Here is a 25,786-nt window from a genome sequence, read left to right as displayed (position 1 = left end):
TTACTCTTACATATTCCTCCTATATTGTCCGCCAACTTCAAAAAGTGCATGCGTAATTTCTCCGAGAGAACAATACTTTACCGTTTCCATCAATACACTAAATAAATTCTCATTATTGAGTGCTGCTTGTTGTAATTGCAGTAATGCTGTTTTCGATTTATCTTTATTAAATTCGTGTAGTGCTGCTACATTATTAATTTGTCTTTGTTTTTCTTCGTCGGTACTTCTAATCACTTCTTGTGGTAAAATGGTAGGTGAACCTTTAGACGACAAAAAGGTATTTACACCAATAATTGGCAACTCGCCAGTGTGTTTTTTGGTTTCGTAATACATACTTTCTTCTTGTATCTTACTGCGTTGATACATTGTTTCCATAGCACCAAGCACACCACCTCTTTCTGTTAATCGGTCAAATTCTTTATAAACAGCTTCTTCTACCAAGTCGGTCAATTCTTCAATAATAAAAGCACCTTGTATTGGATTTTCGTTTTTAGCTAAACCCAATTCTTTATTAATAATTAACTGAATAGCCATTGCTCTTCGTACACTTTCTTCGGTTGGTGTAGTAATGGCTTCGTCATAAGCATTGGTATGTAGCGAATTGCAATTATCATAAATAGCATATAATGCTTGAAGCGTAGTTCTAATATCATTAAAATCTATTTCTTGTGCGTGTAAAGAACGACCACTGGTTTGTATATGGTATTTTAATTTCTGACTTCGCTCATTGGCTTTGTACAAATACTTCATAGCTTTTGCCCAAATTCTTCTAGCTACTCTACCAATAACTGCATATTCTGCATCAATACCATTAGAGAAAAAGAAAGACAAGTTTTTGGCAAAATCATCTACTTTCATGCCACGAGAAATATAGTACTCTACAAATGAAAACCCATTAGCTAAAGTAAATGCCAACTGCGAAATTGGATTGGCGCCTGCTTCGGCAATATGATAGCCACTAATAGACACCGAATAAAAATTATTGACTTGATGTGCTACGAAATATTCTTGAACATCGCCCATGAGTTTTAAAGAAAACTCGGTAGAAAAAATGCAAGTATTTTGAGCTTGGTCTTCTTTTAAAATATCTGCTTGTACGGTTCCTCTTACTTGCGATAATGCGTATGCTTTTATTTTATCATACACTGATTTTTCTAACACTTGATCGCCAGTAACACCAAGCAACATTAATCCTAAACCATCATTACCTTCTGGCAAAGTACCAAAATATTGTGGTGGCTCTAATCCTTTTTCTTGATAGATTTTTTTGATTTTAGATTGAACTGCATCTACTAAATTATTTTTGTGTATGTATTTTTCGCATTGTTGATCGATAGCAGCATTCATGAAGAAAGCACAAATGGTAGCTGCAGGACCATTAATAGTCATAGAAACAGAAGTAGTAGGATTGCATAAATCAAAACCAGAATAGAGTTTTTTTGCATCATCTAAAGAGCATATAGACACACCCGAATTGCCAATTTTTCCGTAGATGTCTGGACGAATGGCAGGATCTTCACCATACAATGTAACCGAATCGAAAGCAGTAGATAATCTTTTAGCAGGCATACCTAAGGACACATAATGAAATCGTTTATTGGTTCTTTCCGGACCACCTTCTCCTGCAAACATTCTTGTAGGATCTTCGTTTTCTCTTTTAAACGGAAATACACCAGCTGCAAACGGAAACTCGCCTGGAACATTTTCTTGTAAATTCCATTTTAAAATATCACCTAAAGCATCTGTTTTGGGCAAACACACTTTTGGTACTTTAGTATGTGACAAAGTTTCGCTATAAGTTTTTATTTTGATTTCCTTATCTCGTACTTTAAAAATATAGTATTCGTTAGTATAGTTTTCTTTCTTAGTATTCCAATTGTCTAATATTGTTTTGCAATTAGCATCTAACTGATTTTGCTTTTGCGTAATGTGTTCTTGTAAAGATTCTTGTTGTGTAATATCATACGCTTTTTGTAGAGCAAACAAATCTTGAGCAATGGCAGCTTGAGCAATTGTCCATTGGTTATACTCTCTATTATTTTTGGTAATGTCAGACAAGTAACGCACTCTATCTGGTGGAATAATAAAAATTTTCTCGCTATTGCCTTTTTGCAGTGCATCATTAATCTTCCAATCTAATTGGTATACATCAATCAGCTTTGTAATAATAGCATGATACAACTCATTTGTTCCAGGGTCATTAAACTGTGAAGCAATGCTGCCAAAAACTGGCATGGTTTGAACATCTGCTTCCCACAAATTTCTATTGCGTTGATATTGTTTTTTTACATCTCGCAATGCATCGGCAGCACCTCTTTTATCAAACTTGTTAATGGCTACAATATCTGCAAAGTCGAGCATATCTATTTTTTCTAATTGCGAAGCAGCACCAAACTCTGGTGTCATAACATATAAATTGAGTTTGGCAAAATCTACAATCTCCGTTCCGCTTTGTCCAATTCCAGAAGTTTCAATAATGATTAAATCAAAATTGGCAGCTTCAAAAATATGAATCACATCGTGTAGTGCTGTTGAAGTAGCAGCATTGGTTTGTCGCGTTGCCATAGAACGCATAAACACATTGGCTTTGTTGATAGCATTCATTCTAATTCTATCACCTAATAAAGCACCACCAGTTTTTCTTCTACTTGGATCGATAGAAATGATAGCAATATTTTTGTTTGGATAATCGATTAAAAATCGTCTTACAATTTCATCGGTTAAAGAAGATTTTCCAGCACCACCAGTTCCTGTAATACCCAAAATTGGTTTATCTGAAAAATCAATAGATTGAAAGGCATCATGAAATTTATTGGCATTATTTTCAGCAAAAGAAATCAAAGAAGCTAAATAATGAGTATTATTTGCTAGTAATTTATTTTTATCAATTTCAACATTTTCGCCAGTTGGATAATCACATTGCTCTAGTAAATCATTAATCATTCCTTGCAAACCCATTGCTCTACCATCATCAGGAGAATAAATTCTTGCAATACCATAGTGTTGTAATTCTTCTTGTTCAGTAGGAAGAATGGTACCACCACCTCCACCAAAAATTTTAATATGGCCGCAACCTTTTTCTTTTAATAAATCGTACATATATTTAAAAAATTCTATGTGTCCGCCTTGATACGAAGTAATAGCAATGGCATTAGCATCTTCTTCAATAGCACAGTTTACAATTTCTTGCACACTACGATTATGACCTAGATGAATCACTTCTGCACCACTTGCTTGAATGATACGACGCATGATATTGATAGCAGCATCGTGTCCATCAAACAAAGAAGCAGCAGTTACAATTCTAATTTTATTTTTAGGTTGATAAGGTTGGACTGTTTGCATATACAAATTTAGGTATTATCTAATAGAAATGGAAGGATATAGTGTTCAATTATACATTTCCTTTCTGCTGATTTTCTTTCTTTTGAAGATGCTTTAATTCATTGCATTTTACTTATAGTAACGAGAGCCATTTTTAACCAACCGTCTATACTGAGTGAGGAACGAACAAAGTATCTCCTAAATCAAAAACATAATCCTCGTCCTTGCAAGCAGATGAAAGTAGCGAAGCAATATACTTTATAGCAGTTCATAGTTTGAGATTGCCTGTCTACCGACAGGTAGACCACAATTTTGTTCGTTCCTCTCAAAATTTCGCAATAGACGGTCTAATTATCAATTACATTTTACTTATAGTATCGAGAGCCATTTTTAACCAACCGTCTATACTGAGTGAGGAACGAACGAAGTATCTCCTTACTAAAACGAAAAATAAAAAAAAACTGCCATAATGGCGTAAATTTAGCACTTTACCCCACTTCCGAAGTACCCTACCCCCCTTCCGAAGTGGGGGTAGCCACCCAATTTGTCAGTTTCACTTAGTTTTTAAGTAGTCCACCCCACTTAAAATATAAGCTGAGTTAGGTTTTACCCTAACTTGGTTTAGGTTTTAAGTATACCAACCCACTTATAGAAGTACAGGATACCACTTCAAACCTTAACTCGGTTAATGTTTTACCTTAACTGGGTTTATCTTTTACCATAACTCAGTTAGTGTTTTAAGTACCTCTACCCACTTTAAACATAAGTCAGCTTAGTTTTTACCCTAACTTGGTTTGGTTTTTAAGTGGCTCGACTTATGTGTTTTATTAACTGACTTGGTTTTTTAGTAAGTTGTTTAGCTTTTAAAGTGGCTTAGCTTGGTATTCTTATAACTGAGTTTGCATAAAATATTAGTCAGCATAGCTATTAAGTACTTAATTAAAATAATAATTTATAGCTAATAAGAAAAAACATTACTCAACTCTTATTTTCCTTACTTTTTGTCTTGACACAAAAAGTAACAAAAAAGTCAAGAAAAAATGATCGCTCCACGCTATATTCCCACGCTTAGCCGCCACATTTTTTCTTCCTACGCTATTTCTGCCAATAAAAAGTAGTTATACTTTTGATAAAATATTATAGTAGAATACATACAAATTCTCACTCATCAGAGTTACTTGATAGAGAACGCTGATAGAAAGTAAATCTTTAAATCTTCTATTAATTGTTGGTTAAAAAAAGCAATCCATATTACATTTTTATTGTTGTGAGTGCCAAAAGAAAAAGTATATAATTGATTATTCATATTGCGTATTCTATGTATTTTTCACCAACAAAGTAGCAAACAAGTAACAGTATATATTTAAAATACGCAAAAATATATCCTTTATACACTATTGAAAATAAAACCATTATAAACAAAATTTATTCTTAACAAAAAAATATACGCAAGTTATTTTATTGCTTATATTTGGGTGTTGGGTGATATATTATGAAGAACATATACATAGACACAAACGTTTATTTAACATTTTATCATTTTTCAAATGAAGATTTAGCTGAATTAAAAAAATTAATTGCATTAATCAATACTGATAATATTTGCTTATATATTCCAGAACAGACAAAAAATGAATTTTACAGGAACAGAGAAGTTAAAATTGCAGATTCTTTAGATAAATTAACTTCTTCAAAATTTAATAATCAATTTCCTATGATTTGTCATAATTATGATGAGTATAAGGAAATGAAAAATGCAATAAAAGATTATGAAAAGAATAAAAATAGTTTATTAAAAAAATTGAAACACGATGCCGAAACTAAAACTTTACAAGCCGATGAAATCTTAAATCAACTCTTTGATAAAGCAGAAGTTATTAAAACTACAGCTAAAATTCTAAATAAAGCAATAATAAGATATGATATTGGAAATCCTCCAGGAAAGGATAAATCTTATGGAGACGCAATTAATTGGGAAAGTTTGTTGAGCAAAATTCCAGATGAAGAAGATTTATATTTTATTTCTGATGATAAAGACTTTTATTCAAAACTTAATGATCAAAAGTTCAATGATTATTTGTTAAGTGAGTGGGAAGAAAAAAAACAATCTAATCTACACTATTTTAGAAAAATAACAGATTTTTTCAAAAAGCATTATCCAGAAATTGAAATAACAAGTGAAACAGAAAAAGAAATAATAATAAAAAATTTATATGAAGCATATTCTTTTGACAATGCCAAAAGTGTAGTGCGAAAGCTTCGAAATTTTGATAATTTCTCAATCAAACAATTAAATGATATAACTACAGCGTTTGCAACTAATAATCAGATATATTGGATTAAAAGTAATTGGACAATATTATCAGCACGAAGAGAAATTATAGAAGCTAATAAGGGAAAAATTGATGAAAATATTTATAAAAAATATGAGTATCAATATGATTTGTAGTAGAATAAATACATCGCCTAACATAGGTGACCGTTACACAACTGGGTAAAAAATGCTAAAAACTATAAGTATATAGTATTACATATGCTTATTTATATAAATTATATTTTGGCTTTGGTATTTTTATGTGGTACTAGATTAGTTTTTACTATGTACTTTTCATCTATCAACAAAAAAAGCAATAGCAAAATAATTCTCGTCATTCCTGCGAAAGCAGGAATCTAAATACACTACACACAATAAAGGTGTTATCACCTTTGTTCTCACAAGCAATCACAAGTTTAATTAAGTCTACTCAAAGCGAGTTCAGTTAATCATAAAAATACAAAAGAATAAAACTGTTTTGAATGCTAATTAGTATTAACTATAATATCACTTGCTTAGTAGCAAAAAATATTTGGTATATTTATTGCCGTAAAATGTAATATGAAATACATCGTTCCTATATGCTTACTAGTTGCTATTGTTGTAGGTATATTTAAGAATTTAAAAGCACAGAAACTGTTTCAAGATGAAGTTGAAATCGTAAACGATAACTTCAAACAAAGCAATTTCGACTTAAGCGATTTTTATTCCAACAATCCGTACTTAGACAAACAAGTGGAGGAAAAATATCAATCGCTAACTACAAAACAAAAAGCAGCACAAATTATTATGTATGCAGTTAGCAGTACAGATGCTACTTATACCTATAGTACTACACTTAAACTACTACAAGATACAATTATAGACAATGTAATTTTCTTAAAAGGCGATATTAATATTATAAAAAAACAAATCGATTTATTTAATGAAATAAATAAAGATATTAATAAGTTATATGCTTGTGATTGCGAACCGTATTTGTTTAACATGAAGTACTTTAATACACCTAAAGTGCCAAAAACGAATTTATTAAACACTAATGACGATGTGATTAATGCAGCTACTACTATTGCAGAAACATTACTACAAACAGGAATTACTGTCAACTTTGCACCAGTGATAGACAATAATAAAAATACATCAGTGATTAGTGGTCGTGCATTTTCAAACGATACAGCTATTATATTAGAAAAATCTAAATTGTTTATTGATGTAACACAAGGAAGCAATATTGCAACAAGCATTAAACACTTTCCAGGTCATGGTAGCGTAGTTGGCGATTCGCATAAAAACTTAGTCTATATTAATGGAAAAATGGAAGAAGTAGCTACTTTTAAAAGCAGTTTACAAGAAGCCAATCCAATTTTTGTAATGGTTGGACATATTGCAGTTAAAAATAATGAAGCGTATAATACCAATAATTTACCATCAACTATTTCTAAAAATATAGTGACTGGTTTATTGAAAGACAAATTGAATTTTAAAGGAATTGCCATTACAGATGCAATGAATATGCTAGGCGTAGCAACTATTCCAAATGCAGATTTTAAAGCATTAGAAGCAGGAAACGACATCATTTTAATGCCAAGTAATCCAAGAAAATTATCTACTCAAATTGTAGCAACACTTCAGCAAAACAACGACTTAAGTCAACAAATAGAAGCGTCTATAAAAAAAGTAATCCGACTAAAAATATGTCAGCAGCAACAGTAGAAATAAAAAATATAATTTATACAAATAATGATAATTCTACTAATGAGTTAACTGTTTTTTCTAAAAACAATGATAGTTCAATTGTATTTTTGATATTGAGTGCAATGGGAATTGCTGCTAAATACTACGATACACTAGCAAGACATATTGCTACACAAAATTACATTGCCATTACTACAGATTATAAAGGAATAGGCAAGTCATCAATACGACCATCTACAAAAGTAAATTATAGTTATACTAATATTGTAAATGATGATTTAAATAATGCTATTATCACCATTCAGAAAGAATTTGCTAATAAAAAAATAATTGTTATTGGTCATAGTTTAGGTGGACAAATGGCTTGTTTACATGCAGCGAAATATTCAAATGCCATAGCTGGAATTATTTTGTGTACTAGTTGTTCGGTGTATTACAAAGGTTGGATAGAACACAATCAGTATGCTATTTTAGCGAAAACACAATTTGTAGGTTTAGTGGCTAGATTGCTAGGATATTTTCCTGGTAAAAAAATTGGCTTTGGTGGTTTAGAAGCCAAAAGTGTAATGGTAGATTGGAGCAATCAAGCGAGAACAGGAAACTATATTTTGCTAAATGACGATTTTAATTACGAAGAGCATCTACAAAAAGTAAGTATTCCAATAATGGCAATTTCATTAGCAGTAGATGATTTTTCACCTAAAAAAGCAGTAGACTACTTACTAGACAAAATGCCAAATGCTAAATCTAGAGAGCATATACATTTATTGCCAAACGATGCGAATAATGATGATTACAATCATTTTAATTGGCCCAAAAAACCAAGCAAAATATTTTATTTAATGGAAAACTGGATCAAGCAAAATTTTTGATTTTTACAATCCATTGTACATTTAGAGCTGAAATAAAACTTGTCTTTTTCGCAGCCATGTTTTCGTCTTTCCGTAATTTTTAGGAACGAAAAATATACGGAATCTATCATATTAAGATTTAGCTATAGATTCCAGATAAATTTCTTCGCTATACTAACCTGAGTTATGGATTAAATTCTGCATAATTGACTGATAATCAATCGTCATCCTATGTTTGTATAAATAATTAAATTAGTAGAAATTATTAACAGGAAAAGTAAAGGGTAAAGAGTAAGATTTTAGTTTGTCATTAGTCAAAAAGACCGTTCGCAATGTTAATCCCTTTACCCATTACTACAAAAACTTGAACAGAACATTAAGCATAAAGCTTGTATTAAGGATAGATAAGTTAGTGTAGTATTACTTTTCACAAAAAACAATATTATGAGTAAAGTTATAGGAATTGACATTAGTAAACAAACATTTGATGTAGCATTATTAGACAGCAAAACTGGTAAATGGCAACATCATGTATTAGAAAACAACAAACTTGGATTTAAAAGGTTATGTAAGTTTATTTCAGAACAGAGTCATGTCGTAATGGAAGCAAGTGGCAGTTATTATCTACAATTAGCTTTGTATTTAGAAATGAATAATATAAAAGTAAGTGTAGTAAATCCTTTGGTTATAAGAAGATACAGTCAAATGAAACTTCAAAGAGCAAAGACAGATAAGAAAGACGCACAAACCATAGCAATGTATGGTATAGAACAAAATCCAGAGTTATGGCAATCTCAAGATAAAGAAGTAATGGAGTTAAAACAACTATATTCCACAATAGAGTTATTAAGTAAACAAGTAAGTCAGACACAACATCAGTTAGAAGCACATACGAGCAGTGGTATACTAAGTTCATCATTAAAGCAAGAACTAAATCAACATATAAAAACCCTAAAAAGAAGAAAAGAAAAATTAGAAACAAGATTTAGATTATTATCAGAACAAACATACGGAGACACTCTAGAGCGTTTAGCAACAATACCAGGTATAGGTAAAAAAACAGCCGTCATGTTAACTGTAATTACCAATAATTTTAAAAAATTTGATAATTATAGACAGTTAATTGCATATGTAGGACTAAGTCCGAGAAAGTATGAATCAGGAACAAGTGTGCGAGGCAGAGGACATATTTGTAAAATGGGACAATCGCAAATAAGGAAGTTATTGTATATGTGTAGTTGGTCAGCCAAGAAACTAAATAAAGCATGTATAGCAATGTATGAAAGATTAATTGCCAAAGGCAAAGCAGAAAGAGTAGTAAAAATAGCAATAGCTAATAAGTTATTAAAACAAGCCTTTGCAATAGCAAAAAATAAAGAAGTATATAATGAAAATTTTATGCAAAAAGTTTGTTTTTAAGCACAGAACATTGCGAAATTTTGAGAGGAACGAACAAAATTGTGGCAATCTCAAACTATGAACTATTATAAAGTAGATTACCTGTCTCTACCTGTCGGTAGACATGGTGCCGAACAGGTAGACTTCGCTACTTTCATCCGCTCGTAAAGACGCTCTTTTTCTAATAATTGCTAGTTTATTCAAACTGTTCTAATCCATAACTCAAGTTATACTACGAAATTTTTTGGAATGACGAATGCATAATTGTTGATTTATTATATAATTTATCTTGTCAATAAAAAAACTCGAAATATGAACTTGGTATAAAAAAGACGGCGAAGCTATAAGCTTCGCCGTCTTTTGTTTATCTATGGACTAGTTTTCTAGCCAATAAAGATTATTTGTCTTTTTTAGAATCTTCTAACATCTGAGCTTTTAAATCAGATAAAGCATCTAAATCTCCTAGTGTAGATTTTTCTACATTGCTGTTTACTTTCTTCACAGCATCTTTAGTGCGTTTACCTTCTTTTTTCTTCTCATCGCTAGCTTTTTTCTTGTCTTCTAGCTTGTTGTCTTCACTAACTCTTGTATGAGAAACAATAATGCGTTTATCATCTCTATCAAATTCTAAGATTTTAAACTCTAGTGTTTCGTCTACTTCTGCTAACTTACCATCTTCTTTTTTGATGTGACGCGTTGGAGCAAATGCTTCAATTCCGTATGGTAACTGAACAATAGCACCTTTGTCTTCTCTTTTAAGTACAGTAGCTTCGTGTGTAGAACCAACTGGGAATAATCCTTCAAAAGTATCCCAAGGATCTTCTTCTAGTTGTTTGTGTCCAAGAACAATTTTCTTGTTTTCTACATCTATTTCTAGAACTACAACATCTAACTCGTTACCAATTGTAGTAAACTCGTTTGGATGATTGTATCTTTTCGTCCAAGATAAATCACTAATATGAACCATACCACCAACAATATCATCTAATTCTACAAATACGCCATAAGGTGTAATGTTTTTAACGATACCTTTGTGTTTAGAACCAACAGCATATTTTTCGCCAATTGCAGTCCAAGGATCTTCAGTTAATTGTTTTAAGCTTAAAGACATTTTTCTTTCGTCTTTGTCTAATGTTACCACTTTAGCTTCAAACTCATCGCCTAACTTAAAGAAATCTCTAGAGTTAATTGGTTGATTGCTCCAGTTTACTTCAGATACATGGATTAAACCTTCAACACCTGGTGTAATTTCCAAGAAAGCACCATAGTCTTCTATGTTTACAATTTTACCTTTAACAGTATTGCCTACTTCAATTTCGGTAGTTAAATCGTCCCAAGGATGTGGTTGTAATTGTTTTAAACCAAGTGAAATTCTTTTCTTGTTATCATCATAATCAATAACAACTACTTGAATTTTTTGATCCATTTCTAATACTTCATTTGGATGATTGATTCTTCCCCAAGAAATATCAGTAATGTATAATAAACCATCAACACCACCTAAATCGATGAATGCACCGAAGTCAGTAATGTTTTTGATAGTACCTTCTAATACTTGACCTTTCTCTAATTTGCCAATAATTTCTAGTCTTTGAGATTCCATATCAGACTCAATTAATGCTTTGTGAGAAACTACGGCATTTTTAATAGCTTCATTAACTTTCACTACTTTAAACTCCATTGTTTTTCCTACATATTGATCGTAGTCTGTAATTGGTTTAACATCAATTTGAGAACCTGGTAAGAAAGTTTCCATTCCAAAAAGGTTTACAATTAAACCACCTTTTGTTTTGCTTACTACTTTACCTTTTACAATAGTTTCATCTCTGTTAGCATCTTTAATAGATTCCCAAGCTCTAGTTAATTTTGCTTTTCTTCTAGAAAGTACTAAGTGTCCTTTTTTGTTCTCTTTGTTTTCTACATATACATCAACTTCATCGCCAGCTTTTAAATCTTCTAAGTCTTTAAATTCGCTTAATGGAATCATACCATCGCTCTTAAAGCCAACATTTAAAATTACATCAGCATCTGTTATATTAGTAACTATTGCTTTAATAATTTCTCCGTTTTCAATTTGGTTTAGCGTGTTGTCGTATAGTTTTTCTAAGTCTGCTTTTTGAGCATCTGTATATTGGTTAGCACCGTATTTACTTTGCGACCAATCAAATGCTTTAGCTTTTTCTTCTCTAGATGCTTGAATTTCGTTTTCGTAGTTGTCGTCACCATCTTCATCGTCATTGGTTTCAACTTTAGCTTTAGTTACAATAACAACATCATCGTCGTCATCGCCTTCTAAAACAACTACTTCTGTGTCTGTTTCCACTACATCATCGTCGTTTGCATCTTCAACTTCTTCAGTAGCTTCATCAGAAGTTAAATAAATGTCTTGTTTACCAAATTTTTCTGCTAGTAAAGCATAGAATACTACTCTTAGTTTGTTTCTGTGTCCAGAACCAAAAGTTTCTACTACTTCAGCAATGGCTTCATCTAAAGCTGGACTATCTTCCAAGCCAAGTTTACCAATTAAAAAATTTGTTTTTACGCGATTGAGTTCTTCTTTATCGCTAGAAGAAACTTTTTCTGCGTCTGCGTTGTAGATAGAAGGACCTAATCCTTTTGCTACTGCTGTTAAAAATTCTTTGCTAAGATTTGCACCGATTTCTTCGGCTACTTTTTGTGATTTCTCAATCACTTCATCAAATTTGCTCATACATTAAATAAAATTGTCTTGCGACAAAGTTTTAAAAGGTTAAAAAATAAATTCATTTCCATTTAAAAAATGGAATGCAAAGATAGTAATTAAATGATTGTAAACCAATAAAAAATAAAAATTCAATATTAATTTTTAGCTATGCAGTTGTGGTATAAATTGGTGTATTTATATAAGATTTAATATTCCAAAAGTTTCATCATATGGTTTGGAAATATCAATAATATCAAACCTTGGAGAAATTTGTTTTTTGAGCAATGTTAGAATATTATTAGTTCTTGAATCAGAAGTTACAAAGTATATTATTGTTTTGTCTAGATCTGCTTGTGCAAATAGCTTTGAATCATTTGGAATTATTGCTCTTGGAAAAAGTTTTTCACTATTAATCATATTTTCTTCAAAAATTACTTTTGCAAATTCTCCTGTTCTTTTGGCATGGTCTAAATTGAAAGGAATAATTTGCACATTTCTCAACGGTAATTCATCAATTTTACCTTTAACGCAATATTCTGCAATAGATATAGTTGATACCTTTAGTGTTATTTCATTTTCTAAGAAATATTTAAAATATCCTTTGGCGTTGTTATGTAATGGGTCAGTATCATTTAATAAACGAATGAAGAAACTGGTATCTAACAAAATGCTATGCTTCATATCCTCCTCTTAAATTGTTAATCCAATCGTTTGTATTGATACCTGTCCAGCTTTTTTTCGCTTTTTCTATTAATAAATCAAGATAGTTGGCGTCAAATTTAGGTTCGTAATCTATTAACTCAATTAAAGAAAGCGATTTTGTATCTATTTCTCCAGTCTCAGTATTTTGTTTTCCAAATGCTCTAACACCAAATTTTTTATATAGTAGATTTTGTTCTTGGTCTTCTAAGTAATCTTTTTCTGTTTCTATAGTTATTGAACCATAATCAGAAGTATCTATATGAATATTGGCTTTGCTTTTTCCACCAGCATTTGTAAGCATACCATAAAAATAAAATTCTGCATCTACCCATAAATTTTCTGTTCTAAAAAATTTTGTGTTTGGATTTATAGATAGTTCCACTTCTTTTTTTATAGATGTGCTAAATTCAAAATGATAATTTTTTTGTTGAGATAATTGTTGAATATTTTCAATTGCTCTAGCTGTTTTTAAGTCAAGAAAGTCAATTGAATTAGTTTCATATATTTGTCCTAAAATAGCACTAAAACCAATAATGTATTGCATTGGTGTTTTAAAAATGTGTTTAACAGAACCTTCTTTAATGTCATAAGTAATAAGTGGTCTATCTTTTTTATTATTTGGATATAATAAATCCTCCACATTTTGCAATATGTTTGCAATTTGTCGTATGTCATAATTATCAGGAGTTAAATCCATATTTCCTGATTTTCCAACAACTCGAATTTCTATTTCTCCAATTTTTTCCACAGAACAAATATATAAAAAATTAAGTTTATTTTATTTTTTACTTTTAAAGCGAATACCTTGAATAAGCTTTGTAGCTACACAGTTACTGTCTTTATTTGATAACGATTGGCTCTTTTAAATGTACCTAAATCGTTAAAACGAACACCGTTTTTTTTCATGCTTTCGTGTGCTCTTTTTCTGGTGATGTGTCGTATATAAAATGTTTCGTTTACTACAAAATGATGTATAGCATGTGTATGTCCGAAAAAGAAACAAAAGAATTGTAGTGGCAAAAATATTGGATGGTTTAACACTTGTGTTTGTTGTAGAATGTTTTGTGGTTCTACATCTCCAAAGTAATGCATGTTTGAAGTAATAAAATGTAAGCACAATTGTCGTAGTAAATTAGGCAATACTAAAATAGCTACAAATGGTTGTATCCAAATGAGTTGTTGGTGTAAAAAAGCTGGACTATGATAATTTAAATTGAAATGGTTGTTGGCGAATTGTACAATCAAATGTATTAAAAAAATATACCAAATTAAATGTGCTATAATTCCTACTGGCAACATAGCGTAAGTGCTGATGTATTTAAATCGTAGTGCTTGTGCTTTAGTAATGTGTCCTGCTTTTACTTCATTAATAATATCTTTTTTAATAGTTGTAGAACGCAATAATCCACCGAAAATTAAATCTGGTAGTTTTATCAATCGTAAAAAGTTCCATTTTTCGCCATTGGTAACGCCTCTTTCTTCTACATCGTGAAGTGTGCCAGAATATTTATGATGATGAAAATGTAAATCTCTTCGCAACCAAGGATTAATAGTTAATGGTCTTAAAATCCAAACGGTAAACAACATAAAATTATGTACGAGTTTGTTTTTTCTAAAGTACATCCAATGAATTAAATCGTGTTCTAATTCGTGTAAAATAGACATCCAAAAGGCATTGAATGGTACTAATATCCAAATAGATAGATTGCCTTTTATATACCAATAAGATGCTATAACTATCATTACAACAGATAATGAAAATATAGCAAATCCAATAGCATTTTGATTTTTTAATATAGGATATTGTTGCTTGATTTCTTTGTAAGATTGAGCAATATCTTTTCTAATTTGTACTATTTTCTGACTGTCGGTCATGCTACCATTTCGTTTATTTTTTGAATAGCTTTTTGATAGATGGTTTCAATTTGTTCTTCTAAAGTTATAAAAGAAGTATCAATTATCATAGCATCTTTTACTAAAGTTAACGGACTGTCTGCTCGTGTGGAATCAATATTATCTCTATGAATTAAGTTTTCTTTTATCTCGTTTAAGTCGTATAATTTGCCAGTTTTTTCTAAGAGTTCTTTTTGTCTTCGCTTTGTTCTAATATCGATATTGGCAGTCATAAAAAATTTGAGTTCTGCATTTGGCAATACCACAGAACCAATATCTCTACCATCCATTACCACACCTTTTTGTAGTGCCATAAGTTGTTGTTGTTCTACCATTTTTTTTCGTACAGCACTAATAGCACTTACTTCAGAAACCAAACTCGCCACTTCTGGTTGACGAATTTTTTGCTCTACATTTTTATTATTTAAAAGAAGTATTCTTTCTTTATCTATATTTTTAAATTTTAATTGTATGTTTTGCAATGCAGCTTCAATACTTTTACTATTAGCTATATCAATATTGTTTTCAATAAAATAAAGTGTAACGGCTCTGTACATTGCACCAGTATCTATATATATATAGTTTAATAATTTAGCAACTTCTATTGCTGTTGACGATTTGCCACAAGCAGAATATCCATCTATTGCAATATTAATGTTGCTCATACCATTTATTTTGCTTTGTTGCCAAATTCATCTAATTTAATTCGTAGCGTTAAATAGTGATCATTTCCTGCAGGATGATAAGCACCAAAACCATAATCTAATGCAAACTGCTTGATATTTAAACCAAGTCCAGCATTAATACCAGCGAAACCTTTTTTAGCAGTTGGTGCTAACTCTCTTCTTTTTAAATGATTGTATCCAAATCGAAGTCGTACAGGTTTGCCAGCTTCAATTTCAAATCCAACAATAACATGTCTAAATATATTATCTATAATCGTATTTTTATTTTTTGTATTGCTATTAAAAATATTATTATTGCTTTGTTCCTCGTAAGGAAATCGCAATTCCCAAGTTTGTAAATTATGCGCAGTGGTAATAATAGTTAATGGTAAATGTTTGAATCGTTTAGAAAAAGAAAAATCTAATTGATATGGTAATTTTTCTCTGCTCTGTTCTTTTAAATATTGTTTAAGTTGAAAGCCAGCATTGCGAAAAACAAAACAAGCACTCATATTTTTTTCTTGATTGATATATGCTAAACCAATATCTGTTGCAATACCAATGGCATTTTCTCCAGCTAAATTAGAGATTAAAAATTTAAGCGTAGCACCATAGTATAAATGATTCCAATGATGAGCTGTGCCAACTTGTAGATTAATATCTGAAGCTTTGACATTGCCTAGATAATTGCCTGCCATATCATAACTTTCCATTTTTCCGTAAGCAACATATTGTACACCATACAATAAAGTAGTTTTTATTTTTTTATGATAATGAGCATAACTCAAATTACCATTTTTAATACCATCAATAAAAAAGGCATTAGAAAAAGCAATTTGTTGATGTTGAGCAGAATCAATTAATAAAGGATTGCTAAATGCCAAACTATTATCTTGATTGTAAATTGGAACAATGCCACCACCTAATGCTTCTGCTCTTGCAGCCGTAGGAAATTTTAAATAAGCAAATGTAGCAGTTCCACCAATTTGTGCATTTGTTTTTTGTGATAAAAACAATGCAATTAATAGTAATAATATATACTTCGCTTGGTTCATGTTGCAAACAATGGTAAAAGTACTCATTCTTTTCAATTCAAAAAAGTGCTTAAAAAATTTGCTTTTAATAAAATTTATTGTTAATTTTACATTAACCCTATTTTAAGAAACAGAATAAAAACCCAAGTTCATGAGAAGAATTATTCTCTTTTTTTTGAGCGTCTTTATAATACACAGTAGTTTCGCTACAAGTGTTTATATAGATTTGCCACTGTATGTAAATACACCAATTTCAATCAATAACCTTAATTTGGAAATTGACTCTTTCGCTGAAATTGAAAATCAAAATACCATAAGTATAGATAAAAATTTAATTAACCATAAAGATAGTTTAGCATCTATTGGCAATATTAGTTTCGATGGTAATCAAACACAAACATTATATGGTAAACCAATTACTTTTGAAAAGCTGTTGCTGAACAAAACAGCTTCTACTTTAGAAGTAAATACTAATATTATTGTAGAAGATACGCTACAATTAAATAGTGGTATTGTTGATTTGAATTTTAGAACTTTAAATTTAGGTACTACTGCTTATATTTCGAATGAAACAGACGAGCATTACATTACTGGTTTTGGTAGTAAAATAATTACACAACGAAGTATTAATAATCCAACAGATGATAATATAGGTGGAATTGGTGCAACAATTACCAGTACTCAAAATTTAGGTTTAACTACTATAGAAAGAGTAAATATTAGTTTCACTATTTTCGGACTAACTTCTGCTAGTAGAAACTATAAAATTACACCAAGTAATAATAGTAGTTTAGATGCAACGCTAAAACTACAATATCTTACTAATGAATTAAATGGATTACAACAATCAACATTAGCAGTTTATCAATCTTTAGATAATGGTTCAAATTGGAGCTTATTAAGTACAAACCTAGATACTTTAAGCAATACAATTACTACTACATCAATGAATAGTTTTAAGATGTATACTTTTTCTGATTTTACAGCAACACCTTTACCAGTAGAATTAATTTCTTTTGATGCTAAGAATATAGACAATCAAAAAGCATTGTTACAATGGCAAACTGCATCAGAAATTAATAATGATTATTTTGAAATAGAAAGAGCATCAGATGATTTGAATTTTACTACAATCTCTGAGAAAATATTTAGTAAAGGAAATGGAAGTGAAACTCATAATTATGATTTTTATGATATGGAACCATTAAATGGAATTAATTATTATCGATTAAAACAAGTAGATTTAGATGGAAGTTTTGAGTATTCAGACATAAGAAAGGTAGCGTTTAACAGTGTAAATGAAGCCATATTCTCTTCAAAAGTGTTTCCTACAGTTATAAAAAGAGGAGAAAATTTAAACATTAGTACATCAGAGCTACAAAATCACACAAAATTTTTATATTTGTTTGCTGAGAATGGACAATTATTAGAGCAGGTTAACTTTAATGGTACTACATATAGTTATCCTATTGATCAAAATTTACAAAGTGGTGTATATTTTGTAAGTTTAAGTGATGGTAATCGACCGTTTTCAACAAATAAAATTATTATAACAGAATAAAAAATATTTATGAAAAAATTATTACTTACTACAATTAGTTTGCTTTGCTTTGTATTAACAAACGCACAAAGCATGGGTGTAAATACAAATACACCAGATGCATCTGCTATTTTAGATGTTTATGCTTCAGACAAAGGTTTCTTGCCTCCAAGAATGACTGCTCAAAAAAGAGATTCTATTGCTAGTCCAGCAGCTGGTCTAATGATTTTCTGTACTACTTCAAATTGCTTAAATTTTTACGATGGAACTGTATGGAAAGAACTTTGTGGCTCAACAGCTCCATTGGGTCACATATGCGGAGAACCATTTACTGATAGTAGAGATGGAGAAGTATATCAAACTGTATCTATTGGTGGTGTATGTTGGATGGCAGAAAATTTAAGATTTAATCCCGGTGCTAATGTTTGGGCTGGTGCCGATAGTACTCAGCCAGATTCTGTTGGGCTTTATTATAACTGGAATGGTGCTTCTCTAGGTAGTTTACCTCAAAATGGAATTCCAGGTACTATGAAAGGTGCTTGTCCTGTTGGTTGGCATGTACCAACTAAAGATGAATGGACTGCTTTAGAAACAGCAGTTGGTGGCAGTATTACAGGTGGTAATGCATTAAAAAGAGGAGACCAAGGCAGTAGTGGACAAACAAATGCTTCTGGTTTTAGTGGTTTGCTCGCTGGTTATTATGTTGCTGGCTATGGAATTCAACAATTTCATTCAAATGCATATTTTTGGTCAGCAACAGAGTATAACTCTGCTTATAATTATGGACGAACTTTATTTAATCCTGCATCTAGTTTTGCAGAAGTCTTTACAATAGCAAAAACACAATATTATTCACTAAGGTGTATTAAAGATTAGAATTAAGCCAAACAATAGTCCCAGTCTTTAAAAACTGGTTCAATATTATTTAATTTTAGTAGTGATACAATTTCTGCTAGTGTACGATTATCATTAACAGCAAACTGCTCTAAGTTATTTTGCTCTTGATAAGCACCTGGCGAAGTCTTACTACCAGCACTCATAGTAGTAATACCAAGTTCAAGTACTTCGTTTCTAAACTCAGGTCGCTCTCTTGTAGACAAAATAATATCTATATCAGGGAAACAAATTCTAAAAGCAATAATTATTTTTTTTAGTTCAAACTCAGTGATTGTACATGCTGGTTCAAATTCACCTTCAAAAGGTCTCAGTCTAGGAAAAGAAATAGAAAATCTACTTTGCCAATATTTTTTTTGTAGATAGTTGATGTGTAGAGCACAATCAATTAAATCATTTTGCCAATTATCATGCAAACCAATTAAAATACCTAAGCCAATTTTGTGAATGCCAGCATCTCCAATTCTATCTGGAGTATCTAATCGATACTCAAAATTTCTTTTTTTTCCTTTCGGATGAACTTTTAAATAAGTTTCTTTATTATAAGTTTCTTGATAGACTATAATAGTATGTACACCAGCATCTTTTAGTTGAATATAATCTTCTGTTTCTAAAGGTTGAACTTCAACAGAAATAATAGAGAAATATTTTTTTAAAATATAAATAGCTTTCAATAAATAAGCTAAACCAACTTCACTATTATCTTCACCAGTTACAATTAGTATGTGTTCAAAACCTTGTTGCTGTAAAACTCTTGCCTCTACTTCAATTTCTGTCGGATTTAATATTTTTCTAGCAATTTTATTATCCACACTAAATCCACAGTAAGTACAAACATTCTTACAAGTATTACTCAAATATAAAGGAGCAAACAATTGCATGGTATTACCAAAACGCATCTGTTTTATAGCATAGCTTTTTGCTTTATATTTATTAAGATATTCTTCATTCTCAATATTTAAGATATATTTAAAAGTATCAATAAGAATTTTGTTGTTATTGAACGCATCATTTAAGGAATTTATAATACTACTTTTTAACATTGCAAGTCTCTGATAGTCAAAATTGTGGATAAGTGCGAAGATATAATAAAAAGGCATAATTTGTACAAGAAACCTTAATATTAAATTTCCTAACAAGTGTTATTTTTTGCATAATTTTAGAACTATAAAACTTGGGTGTATGAAAAAAATTTACTTCTTTATTTTTATTTTATCAATTTACTCTCTTGGCTTTGGACAGGCAACATTGCCAGTTTCAACAACAACATTAGCAAAAGGTGCTCTTCCTACTGGTTTCTCTCATACAGGTTTAGGTTCTGACTATTCTGGCCCTAAATTAAAGTTTGATACACAAGGAGATGAGCTTGTTTTGTATTTTAATGGAACAGCTGGTGTGCTTACATTTGATTTAGGTGTAAATAATTCATTCACTGGAACCTTACCGACAGGATGTTCATTTACTGTTTATGAATCAAGTGATGGTATTTCTTATAGTGCATTATCAACATATGTAGCTGGAGATGCTTTGGGAACAAAGACTATTAGTGCTATAAGTGCTTCTACTAGTTATATAAAATGGGTGTATACTTTAAAACCTAGCGGTTCAAATATTGCCTTATATAATATTGGACTAACAGCAGGTTCTGCTTCTTCATGTTCTCTAACCGCTCTCGGTTTATCAAGTGTTACTTGTAATGATAATAGCACTACTGCTGTTGCTACAGATGATTATATTACATTCGATTTAAATCCAACTGGCTCAGGACTTGGTTCTAACTATAATGTATCCGTAAGTAGTGGAACAATTTCACCTACTAGTGGAACTTATGGTTCCGCAACTTCATTTACATTACAAAATGGCTCTGCAGGTGCAGGCAATGTAACAATAACTGTAACAGATGCTACTACAAGTTCTTGCAATGATAATGTAACAGTTACTGATCCAGGTTCTTGCTCTGCCAATGCTCCTTCTGTTTGTTTAACTGATGGATTTGAAGATGCAGATGGTTGGGCTAATCATGGAAGTGGAGTATGGACAGAAACAGCAAATGCAGGAACATATTCTGCTGATGGTATTTATGCAAGTACAGGTGCAAGTGCAAGAGGTGGTTCTGGAAGATATATTGGATTTAATGATGTAGGTGATTGGTTGGAATTACCACCTATCGATAATCCTAGTTCAATTAGTTATTGGGCTTCACTTAGCAGTACAGAATCTGTAACAAATGGAAACAGAATAATAATACAAGTATACAATGGCTCTTCTTGGGTTGATGTAATTGAGCATACTTGCACTAGCACTACTTATGTTCAATTTACGGCAAACCTTAGTGCTTACACAAGCCAAACAGGCGTTCGTATAAGGTTATATCGTTCAGCTGATGATAGATCTCACTATATTGATGATATAGAAGTTACTTGTGGTACACCTTGTACCGCACCTACAACTCAAGCAACTAATGTTAGTATTAATACTATTACAACAACTACTGCAAATATTAGTTGGACAAACGGAAATGGGAATAGAAGAATTGTAGTAGTTAAAGCAGGAAGTGCTGTTGCAGGAATACCTGCTAGTGGAACTTCGTATACTGCAAGTACTACATTTGGTACAGGTGGAACTATAGCAGCTGATGAATATGTAGTGTATGATGGTACTGGAACTTCGGTAGCTGTAAATGGTTTAGCTTGTAATACAGATTATTTCGTCCAAGTATTTGAATACAATACTGCTGATGATTGTTATTTAACTACGACGAGTACTAATAACCCAAATAGTTTTACAACTTTAGAAGCTGTAATTAATGCATCTGTAACTAGTATCACTGGTTTAAATTATGAACAAGGTAATGGTCCTTCTGCTACACAAACATTTTCTATAAGTGCTAGTAACTTATTTCCATTGTTAGGAAATATTACAATTACAGCACCAACTAACTTTAGCATTTCTACTGATGGTATAAGCTTTAGTTCATCTATTTCAGTACCTTATACATTAGGTAGTTTAGGATTAACTACCTATTATGTGCAATTAAATGCTGGTTTAAGTGCAGGTACTTATACTGGAGATATCAGTATTGATTATCCAGGTTTACCAACTGCTTGTGATGTTTCAGAAACTATCTCTTGTTCTGGAGAAGTTGCTGTTAGTGCTTGCGGTGACTTATATATATCAGAATATGTTTTTGGCTTAAACAATGATAAAGCGATAGAAGTATATAATCCAACAGCTTCTTCAATTAATTTAAGTGCTGGTAATTATGCTATCAGAATATATTATAACGGAAATATTACTTATTCTACATACGCTTTAAGTGGAACTATACCAGCATATGGAACATGGGTTTTAGCTCATAGTAGTGCTTCATTTGCAGGAACTTTGGCAGATCAAACCAATGGATCTTTAAATTTTAATGGAAATGATGTAGTTGCCTTGGTAAAAGGCAGTTTAATACTAGATATTTTTGGCAATATAGGTGAAGATCCAGGCACGGAATGGACAGGCGGAGGAAATACTACTTTAGATAATACTTTAGTTAGAATACCTACCATTCAAAAAGGAATTCAAGTAAATCCTGGTGGAACTGGTTTCCCAACTTTAGCAACAGAATGGATTAGTGTTGGCTTTAATGAAACAGATTACTTAGGGTATCATTGTTCTAATTGTTATAATACAAATACAATTGTAACACATAATATTACACTAAACGAATATTGTGTAACATCAGCTACATCTTCAAATATTGCAGTACCATTTTATACTTATGGTACATATAATGCAGGAAATATATTTACTGCACAATTATCTGATGCTAGTGGTAGTTTTACATCGCCTATTAATTTAGGTACTTTAAGTTTATCAGGAACTAGCGTTAGTGGAACAATTAATGGTATTATTCCTGCAGGAACAACATCTGGAACAGAATATAAAATAAGAGTGGTTGCTAGCAATCCATCTTCTACTTGTAATTATGCATTTAAAAATCCAATTACTATTTATTTAGCACCAGTTAATCCTACTTTAGTAACAGCATCATCTTCAGGCAGTGGTAGTATTCAAGTAACTTGGACTAATCCAGCTTGTTATGATGAAATGATGGTAGTAATGTGTACTGCTGCACCTGTTACTACTGTACCAAGTGGCGATGGTAGTAATTATGAAGTAGCTAATTCAGAATCATGTTTATCTAATGTGTGTGAAGAGGTAGTATATAAAAATACAGGAAATTCTATTACACTAAATGGTTTAGATAATGGTACAAGCTATTACTTTAAAGTCTTTACTAGAAAAGGAACAGAATGGAGTAGTGGTGTTGCTGTAAATGGAACTCCAACAGGTTCTACTACACTAGGTGCTGGTGAATTTGCTGTAATTGGTATGAACTCAAATGATAATGATTGTGGCGGCGGCGGCGGCGGTATAGATAATATTTATTTTGTGTCATTTAAAGATATTTATGCTGGTACTACTATAGATATTACAGATAATGGTTGGAGTAATTGCACTGCTGGCAAATTTAATAATACAGAAGGGTTTTATAGAGTTACTTATACTGGAGCAACTATACCTGCCGGTACTGTTATAAAATGGGTAATTCCTCCTTCTGGAACACCAACAACATTAGCTACAAATTGGAATGTGACAGATTTGGGAAGTAATACTATAAATACTAACTCTGGAGGAGATCAATTATTATTTATGCAAGGTGGTATTTGGGATAATGGAACACCAAACAATCATGATGCTACCTATACTGGAGGTAGATATTTGTTTGCATTTAATACTAAAACAAGTTGGGGTGCTGCACCAGATTGTGGTTCTACTCCTAATCGTTCACAGTTTTCTGAACTACCAGATGGTTTGGGATGTTATAATCAAACACCAGCTACAGGTGCTACAGACTTTTTCTTATATACTGGAGCAGTAACTACAACAGATAAATATTCATGGTTAGATAGATTATTAAATACCTCTAACTGGACAGCTTATTCTGATTGCTCTAACTTTAATACTGCATTAACTGCAATTCCATCTGCTTTGCCAATAGATAATTCGTCTATTGTAAATACATGGACAGGTGCGGCTGATGATAACTGGTTTAATTGTGAGAACTGGTCTGCGAATTTAGTGCCTAATCAAAGTGTAAATGTTACCATTCCAAATACTACAAATAAACCTAATATTAGTGCAGCAGCTGTATACTCAGATCAATTTTTTGATGTAGCTAACTGCAAGAATTTAACTATTCAAAATGGTGCAATTGTAAAAGTTGAAAATAATGCTACTAACAAATTAGTTATTAGTGGTAACTTAATAATAAACAGTGGTGGTCAGTTAGATGCAGATGGTGGTGGAACTGAAGATGGTACGATTGCTATTGCTGGAGATTGGACAAATAACAATGGTGCTAATGGTTTCTTACAAGGAAAATCAACAGTTTCATTTAATGGTGCTTCTACTCAAAACTTAACAATAAGTATTGCTTTAGAATCATTCTATAATTTAACTATTAAAAAGACAGCACAAACATATTTAAATTTAAATGATAATATTGAAGTTGCCAATACAGGTGTATTAAACTTTGCTTGTGGTGGAATTATTAAAACAAATGCATACAAGGTTACAGTAAATAATCCTAGTATTATCAATGCTATAAAAGGTTACGAAACACCAAATACTACAGGTACTTATGTAAACGATAAATATGTTTTCGGTAATTTAGAGCGAAATATTAATACCACAGGGAATTATGATTTTCCAGTTGGCGATGCTGTTGCTGGCGAAGCATACAATCCGGTAATTTTAAATATTGCTTCTGGTAGTGGTTATGCAACTGCTAAATTTGTAGCAGGAGATCCAGGAGTTATTACAGTACCTTTTACAGAAGTTACTTGTAGTGGTGCAACTAACTTTGTAGAATATACAGATATGACTGGCGAAGGTTGGTGGAATTTTGTAAGTTCTACAGGAACAACTTTCTCGTATGATATTTATTTACATCCAAATGCATTGAATGCAAATACATATCCAAATGATGATGTAGCTGGATATAAAAATAATTATAGAGCTTTAAAAGCAACTACAGGAACTGGTGGAGGAACTTGGCCTCCAAGTGCTGCATTTGGTGGAGATAATTGTATTGTTTCTAATAATTACTACGAAATTATTGGTGCTGGTTATAGTGGATTTTCTGATTTTGCTCCAGGTGGTGGAAGTGGAAATACTACTGCTTTACCTGTTGAGTTATTGAGTTTTTCTGCAAATTGTAATAATGATGGTGCTGTTACATTAAATTGGTCTACTGCTTCAGAAATTAATAGTGATAAATTTATTGTAGAAAAATCTACAGACGGAATTCACTTTGAAACGCTAACAACAGTTCATGCTGCTGGATTTTCTACTGAAGTTTTAAACTATAGTTATATTGATAATGATGCATTAGATATGCAATACTATCGATTGAAGCAAATAGATTTTGATGGCACTGTACATACTTTTAATATTACGCTGGCTAAGTGTGGTAACTATGTTGATGGAGCAGAAATTTACTATCAATCTGGAGTTGGTATTCATGCCAATATTCAAAATGGAAGAACTGAGCTAATGCGTTTTGAATTGTATCAACTAGATGGTAAGTTACTATTTAATGACGATAGACAAATTCAACAAGGATATAATGCTATTTTACTTGATGATGTTGTTAATCAATTAGCAGAAGGTGTTTATGTTTTTAGAATAGTTGGCGAACACAAAACTTATACTGAAAAATTGTATATTAAGTAATACACTT

The 25,786-nt window shown here is 31.4% G+C and carries 15 protein-coding genes; 7 read left to right on the top strand and 8 right to left on the bottom strand.

Annotated features, from left to right (window positions below; genetic code table 11):
• Positions 1-6: 6 nt before the first annotated feature.
• Positions 7-3,345 (bottom strand): methylmalonyl-CoA mutase family protein, encoded by a 3,339-nt coding sequence (locus H6553_10045; GenBank protein MCB9034167.1) that lies wholly within the window; start codon positions 3,343-3,345, stop codon positions 7-9.
• 1,471 nt (positions 3,346-4,816) lie between these two features.
• On the opposite strand from H6553_10045, the gene H6553_10040 reads away from it, so the two are divergent.
• The 4 genes from H6553_10040 to H6553_10025 all read left to right on the top strand — a co-directional run bounded on the left by H6553_10040 (position 4,817) and on the right by H6553_10025 (position 9,603).
• The gene (locus H6553_10040) at positions 4,817-5,773 is read left to right on the top strand and encodes a DUF4935 domain-containing protein (GenBank protein ID MCB9034166.1); all 957 of its coding nucleotides are present in this window, start codon (positions 4,817-4,819) and stop codon (positions 5,771-5,773) included.
• A gap of 426 nt (positions 5,774-6,199) precedes the next feature.
• Positions 6,200-7,351, top strand: a complete 1,152-nt coding sequence (locus H6553_10035) for a glycoside hydrolase family 3 protein (GenBank protein MCB9034165.1) — start codon at positions 6,200-6,202, stop codon at positions 7,349-7,351.
• Positions 7,333-8,205, top strand: coding sequence for an alpha/beta fold hydrolase (locus H6553_10030; GenBank protein MCB9034164.1), 873 nt, complete (start codon positions 7,333-7,335; stop codon positions 8,203-8,205). Before H6553_10035 ends, H6553_10030 begins: the two co-directional genes overlap by 19 nt.
• Positions 8,206-8,628: 423 nt before the next feature.
• Entirely contained in the window at positions 8,629-9,603 is a 975-nt protein-coding gene (locus tag H6553_10025) for an IS110 family transposase (protein ID MCB9034163.1), read from the top strand.
• Positions 9,604-9,979: 376 nt separating this feature from the next.
• Here the strand turns inward: H6553_10025 and rpsA are convergent, their stop codons facing one another.
• The 6 genes from rpsA to porQ all read right to left on the bottom strand — a co-directional run bounded on the left by rpsA (position 9,980) and on the right by porQ (position 16,580).
• On the bottom strand, positions 9,980-12,292 hold the full coding sequence (gene rpsA, locus H6553_10020) for a 30S ribosomal protein S1 (protein ID MCB9034162.1): 2,313 nt from the start codon (positions 12,290-12,292) through the stop codon (positions 9,980-9,982).
• Positions 12,293-12,460: 168 nt separating this feature from the next.
• Positions 12,461-12,946 carry a hypothetical protein gene (locus tag H6553_10015; protein ID MCB9034161.1) on the bottom strand — a complete coding sequence of 162 codons (486 nt, stop codon included), beginning with the start codon at positions 12,944-12,946 and terminating at the stop codon, positions 12,461-12,463.
• Positions 12,936-13,715, bottom strand: coding sequence for a hypothetical protein (locus tag H6553_10010; GenBank protein ID MCB9034160.1), 780 nt, complete (start codon positions 13,713-13,715; stop codon positions 12,936-12,938). The genes H6553_10015 and H6553_10010 overlap by 11 nt, the downstream gene beginning before the upstream one ends.
• Positions 13,716-13,789: 74 nt before the next feature.
• The gene (locus H6553_10005) at positions 13,790-14,842 is read right to left on the bottom strand and encodes a fatty acid desaturase (GenBank protein MCB9034159.1); all 1,053 of its coding nucleotides are present in this window, start codon (positions 14,840-14,842) and stop codon (positions 13,790-13,792) included.
• Positions 14,839-15,525, bottom strand: coding sequence for a (d)CMP kinase (locus tag H6553_10000; protein ID MCB9034158.1), 687 nt, complete (start codon positions 15,523-15,525; stop codon positions 14,839-14,841). Before H6553_10000 ends, H6553_10005 begins: the two co-directional genes overlap by 4 nt.
• Positions 15,526-15,530: 5 nt before the next feature.
• Positions 15,531-16,580: a type IX secretion system protein PorQ gene (porQ, locus tag H6553_09995; protein MCB9034157.1), complete on the bottom strand. Its 1,050-nt coding sequence runs from the start codon at positions 16,578-16,580 to the stop codon at positions 15,531-15,533.
• A 205-nt stretch (positions 16,581-16,785) separates the two neighbouring features.
• Between porQ and H6553_09990 the strand changes: the two genes are divergently transcribed.
• Together H6553_09990 and H6553_09985 are read left to right on the top strand one after the other, a co-directional pair.
• Complete coding sequence (locus tag H6553_09990) at positions 16,786-18,120, top strand: T9SS type A sorting domain-containing protein (GenBank protein MCB9034156.1); 1,335 nt, start codon at positions 16,786-16,788, stop codon at positions 18,118-18,120.
• A 9-nt stretch (positions 18,121-18,129) separates the two neighbouring features.
• The gene (locus H6553_09985) at positions 18,130-18,975 is read left to right on the top strand and encodes a hypothetical protein (GenBank protein MCB9034155.1); all 846 of its coding nucleotides are present in this window, start codon (positions 18,130-18,132) and stop codon (positions 18,973-18,975) included.
• A 2-nt stretch (positions 18,976-18,977) separates the two neighbouring features.
• On the opposite strand, the gene thiH is transcribed toward H6553_09985, so the two are convergent.
• A complete protein-coding gene (gene thiH / locus H6553_09980) occupies positions 18,978-20,036 on the bottom strand; it encodes a 2-iminoacetate synthase ThiH (protein ID MCB9034154.1) in 1,059 nt (352 codons plus the stop codon).
• 139 nt (positions 20,037-20,175) lie between these two features.
• Here thiH and H6553_09975 point away from each other — a divergent pair, with 139 nt between their 5' ends.
• Positions 20,176-25,779 (top strand): lamin tail domain-containing protein, encoded by a 5,604-nt coding sequence (locus H6553_09975; GenBank protein ID MCB9034153.1) that lies wholly within the window; start codon positions 20,176-20,178, stop codon positions 25,777-25,779.
• The last annotated feature ends 7 nt before the right edge of the window (positions 25,780-25,786 follow it).

The organism is Chitinophagales bacterium, assembly GCA_020636535.1.
Lineage (GTDB): Bacteria > Bacteroidota > Bacteroidia > Chitinophagales > JADIYW01 > JADJSS01.
This window is presented reverse-complemented; position numbering and strand designations above follow the sequence as displayed.

What these genes read in the sequence shown, in the direction of transcription:
- porQ (MCB9034157.1), bottom strand. Translation starts at nt 16,580, where the DNA reads ATGAACCAAGCGAAGTATATATTATTACTATTAATTGCATTGTTTTTA.
- H6553_10025 (MCB9034163.1), top strand. Translation starts at nt 8,629, where the DNA reads ATGAGTAAAGTTATAGGAATTGACATTAGTAAACAAACATTTGATGTA.
- H6553_10045 (MCB9034167.1), bottom strand. Translation starts at nt 3,345, where the DNA reads ATGCAAACAGTCCAACCTTATCAACCTAAAAATAAAATTAGAATTGTA.
- rpsA (MCB9034162.1), bottom strand. Translation starts at nt 12,292, where the DNA reads ATGAGCAAATTTGATGAAGTGATTGAGAAATCACAAAAAGTAGCCGAA.
- H6553_10040 (MCB9034166.1), top strand. Translation starts at nt 4,817, where the DNA reads ATGAAGAACATATACATAGACACAAACGTTTATTTAACATTTTATCAT.
- H6553_09985 (MCB9034155.1), top strand. Translation starts at nt 18,130, where the DNA reads ATGAAAAAATTATTACTTACTACAATTAGTTTGCTTTGCTTTGTATTA.
- H6553_09975 (MCB9034153.1), top strand. Translation starts at nt 20,176, where the DNA reads ATGAAAAAAATTTACTTCTTTATTTTTATTTTATCAATTTACTCTCTT.
- H6553_10005 (MCB9034159.1), bottom strand. Translation starts at nt 14,842, where the DNA reads ATGACCGACAGTCAGAAAATAGTACAAATTAGAAAAGATATTGCTCAA.
- thiH (MCB9034154.1), bottom strand. Translation starts at nt 20,036, where the DNA reads ATGTTAAAAAGTAGTATTATAAATTCCTTAAATGATGCGTTCAATAAC.
- H6553_10015 (MCB9034161.1), bottom strand. Translation starts at nt 12,946, where the DNA reads ATGAAGCATAGCATTTTGTTAGATACCAGTTTCTTCATTCGTTTATTA.
- H6553_10000 (MCB9034158.1), bottom strand. Translation starts at nt 15,525, where the DNA reads ATGAGCAACATTAATATTGCAATAGATGGATATTCTGCTTGTGGCAAA.
- H6553_10035 (MCB9034165.1), top strand. Translation starts at nt 6,200, where the DNA reads ATGAAATACATCGTTCCTATATGCTTACTAGTTGCTATTGTTGTAGGT.
- H6553_10030 (MCB9034164.1), top strand. Translation starts at nt 7,333, where the DNA reads ATGTCAGCAGCAACAGTAGAAATAAAAAATATAATTTATACAAATAAT.